Raw genomic sequence first — 14,555 nt, 5'->3', positions numbered from 1 at the left:
GCAAGCCGGCAAAGCATCAACCCAGCAGAAACTCGGAGTACTCCATGAAAGTCCTCGTCATCGGTTCCGGCGGCCGCGAACACGCGCTGGCCTGGAAGCTCACCCAGTCGCCCAAGGTCACCCGCGTGCTGGTGGCGCCGGGCAACCCCGGCACCGCGCGCGAGCCCAAGGTGCAGAACGTCGACGTCGGCGCCACCGCCGTGGTCGAACTGGTCGAGCTGGCACGCCGCGAGCAGGTCGCGTTCACCGTGGTCGGCCCCGAAGCGCCGCTGGCGGCCGGCGTCGTCGACGCCTTCCGCGCCGCCGGGCTGGCGATCTTCGGCCCGACCAAGGCCGCGGCCCAGCTCGAAAGCTCGAAGGACTTCGCCAAGCAGTTCCTGGTCCGCCACGGCATCCCGACGGCGAAGTACCAGACCTTCTCCGACGCCGCCGCGGCCCATGCCTACATCGACGCCGAAGGCGCGCCGATCGTGATCAAGGCCGACGGCCTCGCCGCCGGCAAGGGCGTGGTGGTGGCGATGAGCGCCGACGAAGCGCACGCCGCGATCGACATGATGCTGCTGGACAACCAGCTGGGCGTGGATTACGGCGAAGCCGGCGCCCGCGTGGTCATCGAGGAATTCATGAGCGGCGAGGAAGCCAGCTTCATCGTCCTGGCCGACGGCAGGAATGCGCTGGCGCTGGCGACCAGCCAGGACCACAAGCGCCTGAAGGACGGCGACGAAGGCCCGAACACCGGCGGCATGGGCGCCTATTCGCCCGCCCCCGTCGTCACCCCCGAAGTCCACGCGCGGGTGATGCGCGAGATCATCGATCCGACGCTGGCCGGCATGGCCGCCGACGGCCTGCCCTACACCGGTTTCCTGTACGCCGGCCTGATGATCGACGACGAAGGCCGGCCGCGCGTGGTGGAATTCAACTGCCGCATGGGCGACCCCGAAACCCAGCCGATCATGATGCGGCTGAAGACCGATCTGTCCGACCTGGTCGAAGCCGCCATCGCCGGCAAGCTCGACCAGGTCGAAGCCGAATGGGATCGGCGCTTCGCCCTCGGCGTCGTGCTGGCTGCGGCCGGCTACCCCGCCAGTCCGCGCAAGGGCGACCCGATCAGCGGCCTGCCCGGGAACGGCGCCGAGGACACGCACGTCTTCCACGCCGGTACCGCCGAACGCGATGGCACGGTCGTCACCGCCGGTGGCCGCGTGCTGTGCGTGACCGCGCTGGGCGACAGCGTGCGCACCGCGCAGAAGAATGCCTACCAGGTGGCCGACGGCATCGCCTTCGACGGCCGCCAGTATCGCCGCGACATCGGCCACCGCGCACTCGCCCGCAAGGCTTGATCGTACCCGACACGAGGCGCGGCCCTCCGCGCCCGTGCCATCTGCCACGGACAGAGGCGTAAACCACGGCTATCCTAGGCACGCGCCAGCCCGGCGCTCACCACCAAACCCGATGCCATGGAGGCGCAGATGTCCGTCAGATTCGAGATCACCAAGAACGACAAGGGCGAGTTCTACTTCAAGCTGCTCAACGCGGACGGCAAGACGCTGGTTCGCAGCGAGGGCTACAACGCCAAGGCCAGTTGCACCAACGGCATCGAGTCGGTGCGCAAGAACGCCGGCGACGACAAGCGCTACGAACTCAAGACGGCTTCCGACGGCCGTCCCTACTTCAACCTGAAGGCGAGCAACGGCCAGATCGTCGGCACCAGCCCGATGTTCGCCGATGCTGCCGCCTGCGCAGCCGCCGTCGCCGCCACCAAGGCCGGTGCCGCCGAGGCGCCGATCGACGACAAGAGCTGAGCCACGATGAATCCCGCCACCGTCAAACCCTGGTTCACCGATCTCCAGCAACGCATCGTCAGCCGCCTGGAAGCCTTCGACGGCAAGGCTTTCGCAGCGGACGGCTGGGAGCGGCCCGGCGGCGGTGGCGGCCTGACCCGCGTCATCGAGGAAGGCGACTTCTTCGAGCGCGGCGGGGTCAATTTCTCCCATGTGATGGGCGACGGCATGCCGGCTTCGGCCACCGCCCACCGCCCCGAGCTCGCCGGCCGGCGCTTCGAGGCGATGGGTGTGTCGCTGGTGCTGCATCCGCGCAATCCCCACTGCCCGACGGTGCACATGAACGTGCGCTGCTTCGTCGCCCTGGCCGAAGGCAAGGCGCCGGTATGGTGGTTCGGCGGCGGCATGGACCTGACGCCCTACTATCCGGTGGAAGAGGACGTGCGCCACTTCCACGCCGCCTGCAAGGCGGCGGTGCTGCCCTTCGGCGGCGAGGCGGAATATGCCCGCCTGAAGGAGTGGTGCGACCGCTACTTCTTCCTCAAGCACCGCAACGAGCCGCGCGGCGTCGGCGGGCTGTTCTTCGACGACCTCGGTGCCGACGGCAAAACCGGCTTCGACACCGCCTTCGGCCTCACCCGCGCGGTCGGCGACGCCTTCCTCGACGCCTACATGCCGATCGTCGAACGTCGCCGGAACACGCCCTGGGGCGAGCGCGAGCGCGACTTCCAGGCCTATCGCCGGGGGCGCTACGTGGAATTCAACCTCGTCTTCGACCGCGGCACGCTGTTCGGGCTGCAGTCGGGCGGACGCACCGAATCCATCCTGATGTCAATGCCGCCGATCGTCAAATGGCGCTACGACTGGCAGCCCGAACCCGGTTCGGCCGAGGCGCGTCTGTACGACGAATTCCTCAAACCGCGCGAGTGGGCGTAAAAGCCAGGGCCTGAACAGTCCCCGCGCAGACTTCGATTCATTGGAAACGGCATGAGCGACATCACGATCTTCCACAACCCGAGATGCGGCACTTCGCGCACCGTGCTGGAGATGATCCGGGCCAGCGGTGCCGAACCGGACATCGTCGAATACCTGAAAACGCCGCCGTCCGCCGACGAACTGCTGGCGCTGGCGCAGGCCACCGGCGAGCCGCTGCGTGCGCTGCTGCGCACCAAGCAGCCCGAATATCTCGAACAAGGCCTGGACGAGCCTTCGCTCACCGATGCCCAGTTGGCCGCCGCCATGGTGGCCACGCCCGTACTGATCAACCGGCCCATCGTCGTCACCCCGCGCGGTGTGCGGCTGTGCCGCCCGGCCGAACTGGTCGAGGCATTGCTGCCCGGCGCCGCGGCGTGATCCTGAACCGCCCGGACCTCCGCGCCTTCTCCACGCCGTAGCTGCAGGGTTCACAAACCCAGCTCGACCATGCGCAGCAGACGGGCGCCCAGCGCCTGCTGCTGCTCGGCCGATGCGTTCCGCAGCGGCCCATCGATGATCAACAGTGCCATGCCATGCACTGCCGACCAGGCCAGATACTCCGCACCGGGCCGCCGCTCGGCAGGCAGCACGCCGGCATGCACCATCGCATCCAGCGCATGGCCCAGCAATTCGAAGGGATTGAGCCCCTTGGCAGCAGTGCGCGCCGGGTCGGCAGGCACTTCGACGTCGTGCACGCCGAAGGCGAACGCGGTGCGGAACCATCCCGTCTCGGCCCGCGCGAAGCCCAGGTAGCCGCGCCCCACGGCCGCCAGCATGCCGCGTGCACGCTCGGCGGGATCCCGCAGCCTCTCCGCCTGCCGCAGCTCGGCTTCCATCGCCGCCGCCAGCACGCCCAGCACCGCTGCGCGCACCGCCTCGAACAAGGCCTGGTGGTTGGCGAAATGGCGATAGGCCGCATTGGGCGTCACCCCTGCACGGCGCGTCGCCTCGCGCAACACCAGCGCCTGCGGCCCACCCTCGCGCACCAGCGCCATGCCGGCCTCGACCAGTGCCGTCCTCAGGTCGCCATGGTGATAGGTCGAGCGGGCAGCGATGGACATGGACAATTCTCGGCAGCAGGGAATATTTATTTACAAGCGCGAAGCACGATTCATGTAGACATCGTTCACATCGGATTCTAACCTATGTGCACGCCGTCCACACACTCTTTGCGGCGGCCCACCACGCGTTGGGGCAGCCCCTGCCCCAGCCTCGCCCCGGGAGACAGCAATGGAGTTCACGCCTTATCTCAATTTCGACGGCAACTGCGCCGAAGCCTTCGCCTTCTACGCCGATCTGTTCGGCGGCAGCATCGTCCACCAATCCACCTTCGGCGAAATGCCCGCCATGGAAGACATGCCGCCGATTCCCGAATCGGCCAGGAACGGGATCATGCATGTGCACCTGCAGATCGGGCAACAGTCGCTGATGGGCTCCGATGCCATGTCCGGCGCCGATGGCGACTGCGGCGGCTACCAGCCGGCCCAGGGCCTGTGGATATCGATCCAGGCCGCCGACGTGGCGGAAGGCCGGCGCCTTTTCGATGCCCTGGCGCAAGGGGGACAGTGCGTGATGCCTTTCGCCGAGACTTTCTGGTCACCCGGCTTCGGCATGGCCAGGGACCGCTTCGGAACACCCTGGATGGTCAACGTCGCCATGCAGGCCTGACGGCCGAAGCGCTTGCGGCGGAGGGGGCTTGCAGCCTCTCCGCCGCATGGCTGAAGCCGCCTTCCCAACCCCAAAGGAGAGACTCATGCACTACGTCGATGGATTCGTGCTGCCCGTACCCCGCGCCAAGCTGGATGCCTATCGCGCACTCGCGCAGCAGGCCGGCGAGGTCTGGATGGAACACGGCGCACTGCAGTATTGGGAATGCGTGGGCGACGACGTGCAGCCCGGCAAGATCACTTCGTTTCCGCAGGCCGTACAGCTCAAGGACGACGAAGTGGCCGTGTTCTCGTGGATCATCTACGCTTCGCGCGCCGAGCGCGACCGCATCAACGCACTGGTGATGGAGGATCCCCGCATCACCTGCACCAAGCCGGAAGACATGCCTTTCGACGGCATGCGGATGTTCTGGGGCGGCTTCAGCGGCCTGGTCGAGATGGGTGCCTGCCCTCCGGCTTCCGCCTGAAAGCCATCGGCCGCGCCGCCGGTGCAGGCAAGCCGCGCCGGCAGCGCGGCGGCGCAGCCTCCTCAGGCGGGCAGCAGCGCCACGGCGTTCTTCTGCCCGCCGGCGGCAACGATTTCGGCCGCTGCGCGATAGTAGGGCTGGGCCTCGGCATTGCGTTCGAGATTTTCCAGCAGATGCGCCAGGGCGAGATAGGCATCGACGCTCGGGCCGTACTTCACCGACGATTCGAGATAGCTCTGCGCCTTGCCCCACAACTGCGCACGAACGCAAAGCTGGCCGAGCGCGAACAGCAACCCCGCATCACGCGGCTGCTGCTGCAGCCAGCTTTCGGCTTTCTGCAGGCAGGCGCGCACGCTGCTTTCGCCTTCGTTCTCGGCGCAATGCGCATATTGCCGTGCAAGGTCGGAATCCCAGTGCTCGTCGAGCAGATGCTCCACCTGCTTGCGTGCGAGCTCGCCGCGCCCGGCTTTCGCCAGCAGCGGCAGCACGCGTTCGATCAGGCCGCGATCCTGCAGCTCGCCGGCGGGAATGTTCTTCCAGTAATCGATCAGCGCCTCGCTGTCGCCGGCGAGTTCGCGCATGCGCTCGACATGGCCACGGCGCAGCAGCGGCACGGCCTGCTCGTCGGTCAATGCCTTGTGCTTGCGCAACTGGCGGACGGTGCCGATCAGCTCTTCCCAGCGCCGCAGCGCCGATGCCACACGCGCCTCCAGCCGCAGCATGGCGATGTGGCGGTGGCCGCCTTCGCGCAGCGTCGCCAGTCGCGCCGCGGCCTCGTCGAAGCGGCCGGCATCCACAGCCAGCTCCGCTTCGGTCATCAGGCGCGCGACATCGCCGTTCGCTTCCTTCTTCGCCGCATTGCCGAGCCATTCACGGTAGCGCGGTTCGTCCTGCATCGCATGGGCGGCGCGCGCCGCGACCAGCGCTGCCATCGACGCCCCCTCGCCCGTCTCGTAGGCGCGCGATGCCGACTTGAGCGACTGCGAGAAGCGGCCTTCGAACAATGCATTGACGGAATCCGTCAGCGCCCGCCCGGCACGTTCGCGCCGGCGTCGCTCGCGCCACTGCGCCACCCGGGTGGGCAATTGCAGGGTCCGGCTGACGAGGCGGATCAGCGCATAGCCGAGGGCAAAGCCGACGACGACGATGACCACCAGCAGGTTCAGGGACAGCTGCACGCGCCACGGCGGCGCCACCAGCAACAGGTAGCCATCGTTGAGGCCGGCCACCATCGCCACGCCCACTGCGACGGCGAAGATGCCGATCATCCAGATCAGGGTCCGCATCGTCGTCCCCTCACTGCGCCGGAGACGCGGCCGGCGCGTCCTCCGTTACGGGGTCGGAAGCAGGCTCGGCCGTGGCCGGTTCAGCGGCAGCCGGTGGTTCGGCGGCGGCTGGCTCGGCTGACGCCGGCAGCGAAGGCGCTTGCGCAGCGGCCTGTTCCTGGGCCGCCGGACGCTCGCCGCGCGCCTGCATCACGCGCAAGGCGGCGAAAGTCTCGGTCAGCGTGGGCAGCTCGGTACGGATGGAAACCGATTCCAGCGCCTTCAGTTCTTCCAGTACCAGCTTCACACGCTCGTCGCTCAGGTCGAAGAAGCGTTCGACCCACGCACGCGCCTGAGCGAGGTCGGCGGCATAGGTGCGCGCATCCCGCGCCAGCAGTCCAAGACGCGCGGTGAGCAGCCGGATCTTCAGATTTTCCCGCAGGAAAGTGTTCTGCGCCGGTGCCAGCAGTACGGGATCGTCCTGGTCGAGCCGCTCCATGCGGACCAGGCCGCGAATCTCGCGCCAGACGTCGGCGGCGAGCTCGCGCGCATAGCCGAGCCCCTTGGCCATCCAGTCGTCGCCGGAGGGGACGACAGTGCCGTCCTCGGGCGGAAGCTGCGGCGCCGGCAATTGGCCCTCGAAGGCCAGCGGCATCACGTCCGCACGCTCGAGCAGGCGTTCCAGGCGCAGGCCGAGTCCGGGCACGTCGACCACCGGCTGCAGCTTCAGCGCTTCGATGTCGCGTGCCAGGGCACGGCGCAGCGGCGCATACTGGCCGCGATCGTAAAGCGCGAGGCGGGCATCGGCCTGGTTCAGCGCGATCAGCGCCGCCTCGACATTGCCGGCGAGCTGCAACTGCTGCGCCGCCAGGGCAACGGCCTGCTCGACTTCGGCAACGACACGGTCCTCGCGCGAGCGGGAAAACTCCTGGTACAGAGCTTCCAGCGCGGCGGCCTGGCCTTCGGTGGCCTCGACCTTGGATTCGAGCCCCCCCAGCTTGCCCTGCAAGGCGGCAAGCGTTTCCTGCTGCTGGCGGACGATGCCCCGCGCCTCGTTGGCGAGGCCTTCGGTTTCGGCGAGGCGGCTGGCCAGCGTCTCGCGCAGTTGCGCCGACTGCCCATGGACATCGCGCGCCTGCCAGGCCGACCAGCCCGCGCCGCCACAGGCTGCGAGCGCCAGCAGCAACGCCCACCAGGCGACGGTCTGGCGGGGGGCCGCCGATCCGGCCGGCGGCGGCGATGTTTGTTCGGTCGATTGTTCGGGCATGGCACCGTCCTTGCTGGAGGATTTGGCCGCCCCGGGCGGCTGGGTCAGGGCAGGAAGTTCAGTATTCATGCCGGAGAGTTTAACCAAAGTATCCTGCCAACGCCTGCAACAGGCCTTCATCGCCGGCCGCAGTCTCGATTACCGTACCGAAACCGGCCTCGCTCGCCTGTGACACGATGCGCGCATGCGATGCGAACACCGGGATCGCCGCCAGCGCACGCATCCCCTCGTCACCGAGGATGGCCGCCAGATTGCGTACCCCCTCGCTGCTGGTCAGCAGCAGCCCGGCAAGCTCGCCCCGGGCGGCAGGCTCCAGCAACAGCGCAGGATCCGGCGTCGGGCAGTAGCGTCGGTAGCAGGTCACGTACTCGGCCTGCGCGCCGCGTTCGCGCAAGGTGTTCCGGATCAGGTCGCGCCCGCCGTCGCCGCGGAAGATCACGACCTTACGGCCGCGCACGGCCTCGGCCGCGAATTCCGCCAGGGCCAGCACGGACTCGCTGTCGAAGCCGTGCTCGGGCACGATCGGGTCGCCGAAGCCGCGCTGGCGCAGCACTTTCCCGCTGCCCTTGCCGACAGTGGACACGCGCAGCGTCGCAGGCCAGGCACGGCGCGCGAGGATGAATTCGAGCGCATGGTGAATGGCGTTCGGGCTGACGAAGAAGGCGAGATCGAATTCGTCCAGTCGCGGCACGATCGCTTCGAGCTGCGCCGGATCCGGCGCCGGTCCGATGCCCAGCACCGGGAAGCGGATCGCCTTGCCGCCAGCAGCCTCGATACGACGGCACAGGCCGTCGGCCTGCTCCAGCGGGCGGGTGACGGCCAGCAGGCGCCCGGCCAGCGGCAGGGCACAGTCCTTGGTCTGCAGATCCTGCGTCATGACGGCTGCCGCATCTGCCGTTGAGCCACTCGTTCGGCCACGCATTCAGCCGCGCATCAGCCGATGTCGGCGAGGATCGCTTCGGCACCCTGGGCCCGTAGCTCCTCGGCCAGCGCCCGGCCCAGTGCTTCGGCCTCGGCCGGCAGGCCTTCGCGCTCGGCACGCACGATTTCGCTACCGTCGGGGCGGGCGACGAAGCCGCGCAGCCAGACCTTGCCTTCGCGCATCAGCGCATAGGCACCGAGCGGCACTTCGCAGCTACCGGCCAGCGCACGGGCCACCGCACGCTCGGCGCGCACGCAGGCGGAGGTATCGGCATCGACCAGCGGCTGCAGCCAGCCGATCACGTCCGCGCGCGAAGCCAGGCATTCGATGCCGAGCGCGCCCTGGCCGGCAGCGGGCAGCGAGACTTCGGCCGGCATTACCGAACGGATGCGTTCGCCCAGCCCCAGCCGGGTCAGGCCCGCCGCGGCGAGGATGATGGCGTCGTACTGGCCCTCGTCGAGCTTGCGCAGGCGGGTGTCGAGGTTGCCGCGCAGGCTGGTCACGCCGAGGAAGGGATACTGGGCGTGGATCTGCGATTCGCGCCGCAGCGACGAGGTGCCGACGACCGCGCCCGGCGGCATGTCGTCCAGGCTCGCATAGCGGTTGGACACGAAGGCATCCAGCGGCACTTCGCGCTCGGTGATGCAGGGCAGCACGAATTCCTCGCCCATTTCCATCGGCACGTCCTTCATCGAATGCACGGCGATGTCGGCGCGGCCGTCGAGCAGGGCGGTTTCGAGCTCCTTGACGAACAGGCCCTTGCCGCCCACCTTGGCCAGCGGCCGGTCGAGGATCTGGTCGCCGCGGGTGGTCATGCCCAGCAGTTCGACGCGACAGCCGGGATACAATCCTTCGAGACGGGCCTTGATATGTTCGGCCTGCCACAGGGCGAGGCGGCTTTCACGGGTGGCGATGACGATGCGCTCGGGGTTCGCTTGGCTCACGGTTGGGATCACTCAAGAACAGGATTCGACGATGCCGGGGAAACTCGATTTTCGCCGCACCGCAGCATCAGGGTTCGCACCAATGGTGCGTGGATTGGCCGCGATTCTAGCATGCGTGCCACTTGCACTCCCGGCGGCGCCCGGCGCGCTGCCGGCGGCAAACGACCTGGCGCGGGACAAGGCCGCGATGCGCAGCAGGCAGTTGCCGATGGTGGTGCTGTTCAGCCAGGCCGACTGCAGTTACTGCGACACCGCGCGCCGCTACCTGGTGCCGATGTCGGCCGCGGAGCGGCACGCCCTGTTCCGCCAGATCGACATCGACTCCGGCGCGGCGCTGGTGGATTTCTCCGGCCGCCGCTCGACCCACCGCGAGGTGGCGGCGGCGCAGGGCGTGCGCTTCGCGCCGACCGTCAGGATCTTCGACGCGGACGGCCGCGCGCTGGGTGAGGACATCGTCGGCATCGGCGTGGAAGATTTCTACGGCCTGTACGTCGATGACGCGCTCGCTGCCGCGCGCCGTCGCATGGGTGCGCCAGACTGACGGTACCCGCTCGTTCTTTTTTCTTGCAGCACCGTGCGGCGGCGGATCCCTCCCCGCTTGCCGCGCGTTCCACCTCCCCACCCACTCCTACAAGCAGAAACGACATGAACCAGGACAAAGACGCACCGCTGCGCGAAGACATCCGCCTGCTCGGCCGCCTGCTCGGCGACACCGTGCGCGACCAGCAAGGCGCCGCCGCATTCGAGCTGATCGAGCGCATCCGGCAGAATTCGGTCCGCTTCCACCGCGACGACGATGCCGCCGCGCGCCGCGAACTCGAGGACATCCTCGACGCCCTGTCGCGCGATCAGACCATCCAGGTCGTGCGCGCCTTCAGCTACTTCTCGCACCTGGCGAACATCGCCGAGGACCAGCACCACATCCGCCGCTCGCGGGCCCACCTGATCGCCGGCTCCGCGCCGCGCGAAGGCAGTCTCGCCCACGCCGTGGCCAGCGTGCTGGACAGCGGCGCGGCCGATGCCGCCGGGCTGGCCGAATTCTTCGACACCGCGCTGGTGTCGCCGGTGCTGACCGCTCACCCCACCGAAGTCCAGCGCAAGAGCATCCTGAACTGCGAGACGGTGATCGCGCGCCTGCTCGACGAGCGCGACCGCATGCAATTGACCCCCGAGGAAACCGAAGCCAGCCTCGAAGCCTTGCGCCGCGCCGTGCTCACGCTGTGGCAGACACGCATGCTGCGCACCGCCAAGCTGTCGGTGATTGACGAGGTCACCAACGGCCTGTCCTATTTCGACACCACTTTCCTGCACGAACTGCCGCGGCTCTACGCCAGCCTCGAAGACCGCCTGGCCGCGGCCGACACCACCCTCGGCAGTGTCGAACTCGCCGCCTTCCTGCAGGTTGGCAGCTGGATCGGCGGCGACCGCGACGGCAATCCCTTCGTCACTGCCGAAGTGCTCGACAAGGCCTTGTCGATGCAGGCCACCGTGGTGCTCGACCACTACCTCGACCAGTTGCACCGCCTGGGCTCGCAACTGTCGATGAGCCACGGTTTCGCCGGCGCCTCGGACGCGCTGCTGGCGCTGGCCGAACGCTCGCCGGACAACTCGCCGCACCGCAGCGACGAACCCTATCGCCTGGCCGTGTCGGGCATCTACGCCCGGCTGGCCGCCAGCTATCGCGCACTGCTGGGCCACGAGCCCACCCGCCACGCCGTCGCCGAAGCCGCGCCGTATGCCGATGCGGCGGAACTGGCCGACGATCTCGACATCCTGCACCGCTCGCTGCTCGCCAACGGCTCCGCTGCGCTCACCCGCGGCCGCCTGCGCCAGTTGCGCCGCGCAGTGAAGGTGTTCGGCTTTCACCTGGCGCCGATCGACCTGCGCCAGAACTCCGACGTGCATGAACGCGTCGTCGCCGAACTGCTCGAAACCGCCTGCCCCGGCACCGATTACCGTGCCCTCGACGAGACCGGCCGCTGTGCGCTGCTGCTCGAGGAACTGGCCACCGCCCGCCCGCTGGCTTCGCCGCACCTGCGCTATTCGGAAGAGACCGAAGGCGAGCTGGCGATCTTCCGCACTGCCCGCCGCGCCCACCTGCGCTACGGCACGGCAGCGATCCGCAACTGCATCATCTCCAAGACCGACGACGTCTCCGACCTGCTCGAGCTGGCGGTGCTGCTGAAGGAAGCCGGCCTGCTGCGGCCGCTGGAGAAGGCGCTCGACGTCAACATCGTGCCGCTGTTCGAGACCATCGGCGACCTCGAGAACGCCGCCGGCGTCATGGACCGGCTGTTCTCGCTGCCGATCTACCGCGAACTGCTGGCCGCGCGCGGTCAGACGCAGGAAGTGATGCTGGGTTATTCGGACAGCAACAAGGACGGCGGCTTCCTGACTTCGGGCTGGGCGCTGTACAAGGCCGAAGGCGAACTCGTCGCCGTGTTCGCCCGCCACGACGTCCGCCTGCGCCTGTTCCACGGCCGCGGCGGCTCGGTCGGCCGCGGCGGCGGCCCGAGCTACCAGGCCATCCTGGCCCAGCCCGACGGCGCCGTGCAGGGCCAGATCCGCCTCACCGAACAGGGCGAAGTCATCGGCGCCAAGTACGGCAACCCGGAAGTCGGCCGCCGCAACCTCGAAGTGCTGGTCGCCGCCACGCTCGAGACCAGCCTGCGCCCGGCCGACGCCGGACCCACGCCGGCCGCCTTCCTCGACGCCATGCAGGCGCTGTCCGATACCGCCTTCGCCGCCTATCGCGGCCTGGTCTACGACACCGAAGGCTTCGAGCGCTATTTCTGGGAATCCACCGTGATCAGCGAGATCGCCGCGCTGAACATCGGCTCGCGGCCGGCCTCGCGCAAGAAGAGCACCGCGATCGACGATCTGCGCGCGATTCCGTGGGTATTCAGTTGGGCGCAGTGCCGGGTGATGCTGCCGGGGTGGTACGGTTTCGGCAGCGCGGTGCGCGCTTTCCTGGAAAAGCATCCGGACGACGGCCTGGCACTGCTGCAGCGCATGTACCGCGAGTGGTCCTTCTTCGCCACGCTTCTGTCGAACATGGACATGGTGCTGGCCAAGAGCGACCTGGCGATCGCCAGCCGCTACGCAGGCTTGGTCAAGGACGTCGCACTACGCGAGGATATCTTCGGCCGCATCCGCGCCGAGCACCAGGCCACCGTCGACGCGCTGCTGCAGATCACCGGCCAGCACGAACTGCTCGACGACAACCCGCTGCTGAAGCGCTCGATCCGCAACCGCTTCCCCTATCTCGATCCGCTCAACCACGTGCAGGTTGAACTGCTGCGCCGCCACCGCGAACAAGGGGAAGATCCGCGCATCCGCAACGGCATCCACATCTCGATCAACGGCATCGCCGCCGGCCTGCGCAACAGCGGCTGATCAGCGTCCGAGCGCCTGCTTCACCACCGGCCATTGCCGGCGGCTGACCGGCAGGCGCCCGTCCGGACCTTCCAGCCCTCTCAGCAGCACTTCCCAGCGCCCTTCGCCGTCGGCCTCGCCGACACGCTCGACACCCAGCACCGCGTCGCGCGCCACCAGGCAGCTGCGGTGCACCCGCAGCAGGCGCCGAGGGAACTCCTGTTCGAGCTGCACCAGGGACTCGTCGAGCAGGTAGTCGCGTTCGGCGGTGCGCGCGGTGACGTATTTCAGCTCGGCCTTCAGGTAGAGCACGTCGGCCACCGGCAGCAGCAAGATGCGGCCGCGCTCGCTGACGCTGAAATGCCGGCGCTCGTTCGGCGCCAGGCTCGCCAGCACCGGATCGGCCGGCGGCTGGCGGCTGCGCAGCTTGCCCAGCGCAGCCGCCAGCCGCTCGGCGCGCACCGGCTTGAGCAGGTAATCCACCGCCGCCAGCTCGAAAGCCTCGACCGCGTACTGGTCGTAGGCGGTGACGAAGATCACCGGCAGCGGTGGCGTGCAACGGGCCAGATGGCGGGCAAGCTCGACGCCGTCCATCGCCGGCATGCGGATGTCGGCGAGCACCACGTCGGCCTCTTCGGTTTCGAGCAGGCGCAAGGCCTCGACACCATTGGCGGCCATGCCGGCCACGGCGTTCGGGCAGGCCCGGGCGATGTCGCCGAGCAGGTCGCGCAGGCGGGAGCGGGCGGGCGCTTCGTCATCGACGATCAGTACCCGCAGTGCGGCCGGCTGGCCGGCAGCAGGATTCATGCTTTCGAGCTCCTGTAGGGCAGGCGGATGCGGACGCGATAGCGGCCCTCGCCGCTATCGCTGTCCAGCCCCGCTTCCAGATCGAAGAACAGCATCAGGCGTTCGCGGATGTTGTCCAGCGCCATGCGATTGCCGGCGCGATGGCGCTCGGCATCGCACACCGGATTATCGACTTCCAGCCTCAGTTCGCCGCCGCGGCGCTCGATGCGCACGACGACCTCCCCCGGCTCGCTGGACGGCTCGATGCCGTGGTAGACGGCATTCTCCAGCAGCGGCTGCAGCAGCAGCGCTGGTACGCAGGCATGCATCAGCTCGGCATGCGCGGGCGTTCCCGCCGCCGGCAGCTCCCAGCGCACGGCCAGGCGCTCGTCGAGACGCAGGCGTTCGAGGTCGACGTAGCGCTCGCACAGCGCCACCTCGTCGCCCAGCGGCACCAGTTCGCGGTTCTCCCGCATCAGCACGCGGAACAGATCGGCCAGTTCCTCGAGTGCCCGTTCGGCCCGCCGGGGGTCGGAACGGATCACGCCCAGCACGCCGTTCAGGCTGTTGAACAGGAAATGGGGGCGGATGCGCGCGCTCAGCGCCTGCAGCCGCGCCTCGGCCAGCGCCGGGGAATAGCGCCGGCTGCGATAGTCGAAGTAAGTCAGGCAGATCATGGCCGCCGCCAGCGCCCAGGCAAGGCGGCGGAACAGGCTGCCGCCTTCGGTCAGCGGATAGCTGAGCGCCACCGCGAACACCACCAGCGCCAGCAGGCCGCCCAGCGCGATGCGGGGGGACACCGTCCTGAGCCGGGGCGAAGCGAGATACAGCAGCAGCACGACCAGCAGCAGCGGCAGTTCGAGGCGGCCGGCCATCAGCACCGCCTCGGCGAGCAGCCGTTCCCCTTCGTCGACGCGAACCAGCAGCGTGGCCAGCGCGAACAGATTCACCAGCACCAGCAGGCGCAGGATGACGCCCAGATTGCGGAAATCCGGCAGCGCCGGGGCGCCGAGCGGCACGGGCTTTTGCTTTATACTTTCCATCGTTTTCGGCGCCGCGCCAGCGATCGCTCCCCCGCAAGACAAGTCCCCATGCAAGACCCGCCG

15 protein-coding genes are annotated in these 14,555 nt (G+C 68.6%); 8 read left to right on the top strand and 7 right to left on the bottom strand.

Annotated features, from left to right (window positions below):
- Positions 1–44: 44 nt before the first annotated feature.
- The 4 genes from purD to arsC all read left to right on the top strand — a co-directional run bounded on the left by purD (position 45) and on the right by arsC (position 3,134).
- The gene (gene purD / locus NX068_RS15460; protein WP_263462146.1) at positions 45–1,340 is read left to right on the top strand and encodes a phosphoribosylamine--glycine ligase; all 1,296 of its coding nucleotides are present in this window, start codon (positions 45–47) and stop codon (positions 1,338–1,340) included.
- A gap of 129 nt (positions 1,341–1,469) precedes the next feature.
- Positions 1,470–1,802 (top strand): YegP family protein, encoded by a 333-nt coding sequence (locus tag NX068_RS15455; protein WP_263462145.1) that lies wholly within the window; start codon positions 1,470–1,472, stop codon positions 1,800–1,802.
- Positions 1,803–1,808: 6 nt separating this feature from the next.
- Entirely contained in the window at positions 1,809–2,717 is a 909-nt protein-coding gene (hemF, locus tag NX068_RS15450; RefSeq protein ID WP_263462144.1) for an oxygen-dependent coproporphyrinogen oxidase, read from the top strand.
- A 51-nt stretch (positions 2,718–2,768) separates the two neighbouring features.
- Positions 2,769–3,134 (top strand): arsenate reductase (glutaredoxin), encoded by a 366-nt coding sequence (gene arsC, locus NX068_RS15445; protein ID WP_263462143.1) that lies wholly within the window; start codon positions 2,769–2,771, stop codon positions 3,132–3,134.
- Positions 3,135–3,184: 50 nt separating this feature from the next.
- Here the strand turns inward: arsC and NX068_RS15440 are convergent, their stop codons facing one another.
- Positions 3,185–3,817 carry a TetR/AcrR family transcriptional regulator gene (locus NX068_RS15440; RefSeq protein ID WP_263462142.1) on the bottom strand — a complete coding sequence of 211 codons (633 nt, stop codon included), beginning with the start codon at positions 3,815–3,817 and terminating at the stop codon, positions 3,185–3,187.
- Between the two features lie 169 nt (positions 3,818–3,986).
- Between NX068_RS15440 and NX068_RS15435 the strand changes: the two genes are divergently transcribed.
- Positions 3,987–4,424 carry a VOC family protein gene (locus NX068_RS15435; RefSeq protein ID WP_263462141.1) on the top strand — a complete coding sequence of 146 codons (438 nt, stop codon included), beginning with the start codon at positions 3,987–3,989 and terminating at the stop codon, positions 4,422–4,424.
- 85 nt (positions 4,425–4,509) lie between these two features.
- A complete protein-coding gene (locus tag NX068_RS15430) occupies positions 4,510–4,890 on the top strand; it encodes a DUF1428 domain-containing protein (protein WP_263462140.1) in 381 nt (126 codons plus the stop codon).
- A gap of 62 nt (positions 4,891–4,952) precedes the next feature.
- On the opposite strand, the gene NX068_RS15425 is transcribed toward NX068_RS15430, so the two are convergent.
- From NX068_RS15425 to hemC, 4 genes are read right to left on the bottom strand one after another with little or no spacing between them, the layout of a single operon-like run.
- Positions 4,953–6,176, bottom strand: a complete 1,224-nt coding sequence (locus tag NX068_RS15425) for a heme biosynthesis HemY N-terminal domain-containing protein (protein ID WP_263462139.1) — start codon at positions 6,174–6,176, stop codon at positions 4,953–4,955.
- A 10-nt stretch (positions 6,177–6,186) separates the two neighbouring features.
- Positions 6,187–7,491, bottom strand: coding sequence for a uroporphyrinogen-III C-methyltransferase (locus tag NX068_RS15420; RefSeq protein WP_263462138.1), 1,305 nt, complete (start codon positions 7,489–7,491; stop codon positions 6,187–6,189).
- A gap of 10 nt (positions 7,492–7,501) precedes the next feature.
- The gene (locus NX068_RS15415; protein WP_263462137.1) at positions 7,502–8,299 is read right to left on the bottom strand and encodes a uroporphyrinogen-III synthase; all 798 of its coding nucleotides are present in this window, start codon (positions 8,297–8,299) and stop codon (positions 7,502–7,504) included.
- A 56-nt stretch (positions 8,300–8,355) separates the two neighbouring features.
- Entirely contained in the window at positions 8,356–9,288 is a 933-nt protein-coding gene (hemC, locus tag NX068_RS15410; protein WP_263462136.1) for a hydroxymethylbilane synthase, read from the bottom strand.
- Positions 9,289–9,403: 115 nt separating this feature from the next.
- On the opposite strand from hemC, the gene NX068_RS15405 reads away from it, so the two are divergent.
- Positions 9,404–9,829, top strand: coding sequence for a thioredoxin fold domain-containing protein (locus NX068_RS15405; RefSeq protein ID WP_263462135.1), 426 nt, complete (start codon positions 9,404–9,406; stop codon positions 9,827–9,829).
- A 104-nt stretch (positions 9,830–9,933) separates the two neighbouring features.
- A complete protein-coding gene (ppc, locus tag NX068_RS15400; protein ID WP_263462134.1) occupies positions 9,934–12,684 on the top strand; it encodes a phosphoenolpyruvate carboxylase in 2,751 nt (916 codons plus the stop codon).
- Here the strand turns inward: ppc and NX068_RS15395 are convergent, their stop codons facing one another.
- Positions 12,685–13,470 carry a LytR/AlgR family response regulator transcription factor gene (locus tag NX068_RS15395; RefSeq protein WP_263462133.1) on the bottom strand — a complete coding sequence of 262 codons (786 nt, stop codon included), beginning with the start codon at positions 13,468–13,470 and terminating at the stop codon, positions 12,685–12,687.
- The gene (locus NX068_RS15390) at positions 13,467–14,492 is read right to left on the bottom strand and encodes a sensor histidine kinase (protein WP_263462132.1); all 1,026 of its coding nucleotides are present in this window, start codon (positions 14,490–14,492) and stop codon (positions 13,467–13,469) included. The genes NX068_RS15395 and NX068_RS15390 overlap by 4 nt, the downstream gene beginning before the upstream one ends.
- Positions 14,493–14,555: the final 63 nt, after the last annotated feature.

Origin of the sequence: Thauera carbonicopians, assembly GCF_025699485.1 — a bacterium.
Lineage (GTDB): Bacteria > Pseudomonadota > Gammaproteobacteria > Burkholderiales > Rhodocyclaceae > Thauera.
Note: the sequence above shows the minus strand (reverse complement) of the source record. Positions and strands in the feature narration are given on the sequence as shown.

What these genes read in the sequence shown, in the direction of transcription:
- NX068_RS15415 (WP_263462137.1), bottom strand. Translation starts at nt 8,299, where the DNA reads ATGACGCAGGATCTGCAGACCAAGGACTGTGCCCTGCCGCTGGCCGGG.
- arsC (WP_263462143.1), top strand. Translation starts at nt 2,769, where the DNA reads ATGAGCGACATCACGATCTTCCACAACCCGAGATGCGGCACTTCGCGC.
- NX068_RS15395 (WP_263462133.1), bottom strand. Translation starts at nt 13,470, where the DNA reads ATGAATCCTGCTGCCGGCCAGCCGGCCGCACTGCGGGTACTGATCGTC.
- NX068_RS15425 (WP_263462139.1), bottom strand. Translation starts at nt 6,176, where the DNA reads ATGCGGACCCTGATCTGGATGATCGGCATCTTCGCCGTCGCAGTGGGC.
- NX068_RS15435 (WP_263462141.1), top strand. Translation starts at nt 3,987, where the DNA reads ATGGAGTTCACGCCTTATCTCAATTTCGACGGCAACTGCGCCGAAGCC.
- NX068_RS15455 (WP_263462145.1), top strand. Translation starts at nt 1,470, where the DNA reads ATGTCCGTCAGATTCGAGATCACCAAGAACGACAAGGGCGAGTTCTAC.
- NX068_RS15390 (WP_263462132.1), bottom strand. Translation starts at nt 14,492, where the DNA reads ATGGAAAGTATAAAGCAAAAGCCCGTGCCGCTCGGCGCCCCGGCGCTG.
- purD (WP_263462146.1), top strand. Translation starts at nt 45, where the DNA reads ATGAAAGTCCTCGTCATCGGTTCCGGCGGCCGCGAACACGCGCTGGCC.
- NX068_RS15440 (WP_263462142.1), bottom strand. Translation starts at nt 3,817, where the DNA reads ATGTCCATCGCTGCCCGCTCGACCTATCACCATGGCGACCTGAGGACG.
- ppc (WP_263462134.1), top strand. Translation starts at nt 9,934, where the DNA reads ATGAACCAGGACAAAGACGCACCGCTGCGCGAAGACATCCGCCTGCTC.
- NX068_RS15430 (WP_263462140.1), top strand. Translation starts at nt 4,510, where the DNA reads ATGCACTACGTCGATGGATTCGTGCTGCCCGTACCCCGCGCCAAGCTG.
- hemF (WP_263462144.1), top strand. Translation starts at nt 1,809, where the DNA reads ATGAATCCCGCCACCGTCAAACCCTGGTTCACCGATCTCCAGCAACGC.
- NX068_RS15420 (WP_263462138.1), bottom strand. Translation starts at nt 7,491, where the DNA reads ATGAATACTGAACTTCCTGCCCTGACCCAGCCGCCCGGGGCGGCCAAA.